The organism is Hyella patelloides LEGE 07179 (genome assembly GCF_900659865.1).
Lineage (GTDB): Bacteria > Cyanobacteriota > Cyanobacteriia > Cyanobacteriales > Xenococcaceae > Hyella > Hyella patelloides.
Map to the genome: position 1 here is coordinate 1 of NZ_LR214307.1, position 1,364 is coordinate 1,364.

Sequence of the window (1,364 nt, forward strand, 5' to 3'; positions counted from 1 at the left end):
AATTGGTGTTTGATGTTGATGAACTGCATCGACAATTTGTTTCCAGGCTTCAGCTTGTTCGTCGGTATAAATGCCAGGAGTATGTAACCAACCATTACCTTGGGGTGAAATAGTCGTAGCTTCGGTCAGTATCATACCAGCACCAGAGCGTTGAGCGTAGTATTCAGCCATTAAAGCATTGGGCATTCTTTCTGCTCCCGCACGGGAACGAGTCAAAGGAGCCATAACTACTCTGTTATTTAACTGTAAATCTCCTAATTTAAAAGGATTCAGAAGTCTGGGTGAATTGCTTGAAGATGTCATGAATTTAATTAGCAAAGTTTACAGAATGGATTGGATAACTGCGATCTCGAAGAGAGTTGAGTTTGTTGTTCCATCATTAATTGATTTCATTTGATTTGATAAGAATATAATCTATATAATCTATGTCAATCAGGAATGAATTGTTACCATAGCTCCAATTTCTTGCAGTGATTCTTCTCCGTTTTAGCAAAATTTGTATGATATATCTGGGTAATCAAAATAATCAATAATATTACTGTTATGAATCAATCTGTGTCATCAATGCTCACATTAGCCGTAGATATTGGCGGAAGCGGTACTAAAGTAATTGTTTTAGACGAAGAGGGAAATCCCAAAAGCGATCGCTCGCGCCAGAAAACTCCTCAACCAGCTACCCCAGAAGCCGTTATTAAAACCATCGTTACTCTAGCAGAATCAGAAACCTTCGATCGCGTTGCGGTGGGTTTTCCTGGGGTAATTCATCATGGCGTTACTAAAACCGCCGTTAATTTAGATGATAGCTGGATTGGTTTTGATTTAGCTACTGCCTTATCAGATAAGCTAAAAAAGCCTGTTAGAGTGGCTAATGATGCAGATATACAAGGTTGGGGTGCCATCGAAGGGATAGGGGTAGAATTGGTTATTACTTTAGGTACTGGTTTTGGTTCTGCTTTGTTTGTTAATGGTAAATTAGTTCCTAATCTAGAAATGGGTCATCATCCTTTTCGTAAAGGAGAAACCTATGAAGAACAATTAGGTAGAGAAGCTTTAGACAAAGAAGGCAAAAAGAAATGGAATACACGCTTGGAAAAAGCGATCGCTAATCTCGAACATTTGTTTAATTACGATCGTCTTTATATCGGCGGTGGCGAAACCAAAAAAATTGAGTTTGAACTTCCTAGTAATGCCAAAATTGTGCCTAATGTGGCGGGATTATTAGGAGGAATTAAGCTATTTGTTGATGATTAGTAGTTAGTAGAGACGTTCCGACGGAACGTCTGTAGGATAGTATTTGATTTTAGCTATCGAGATGATAATTGTTGATTATTAATTGTTAATAATCAAAAAATAATTAATGTTAA

At 37.6% G+C, this 1,364-nt stretch carries 2 protein-coding genes; one reads left to right on the forward strand and one right to left on the reverse strand.

Annotated elements, in window-relative coordinates; translation table 11 throughout:
- Positions 1 to 303: oxidoreductase (locus H1P_RS33375; RefSeq protein WP_484133494.1), on the reverse strand; the 303-nt coding region annotated here is incomplete at its 3' end.
- 240 nt (positions 304 to 543) lie between these two features.
- Between H1P_RS33375 and H1P_RS33380 the strand changes: the two genes are divergently transcribed.
- Positions 544 to 1,251 (forward strand): ROK family protein, encoded by a 708-nt coding sequence (locus tag H1P_RS33380; protein WP_144875784.1) that lies wholly within the window; start codon positions 544 to 546, stop codon positions 1,249 to 1,251.
- Positions 1,252 to 1,364: the final 113 nt, after the last annotated feature.

Bases quoted from the DNA above. Each gene is read 5' to 3' on its own strand.
- H1P_RS33380 (WP_144875784.1), top strand. From the start codon at position 544: ATGAATCAATCTGTGTCATCAATGCTCACATTAGCCGTAGATATTGGC.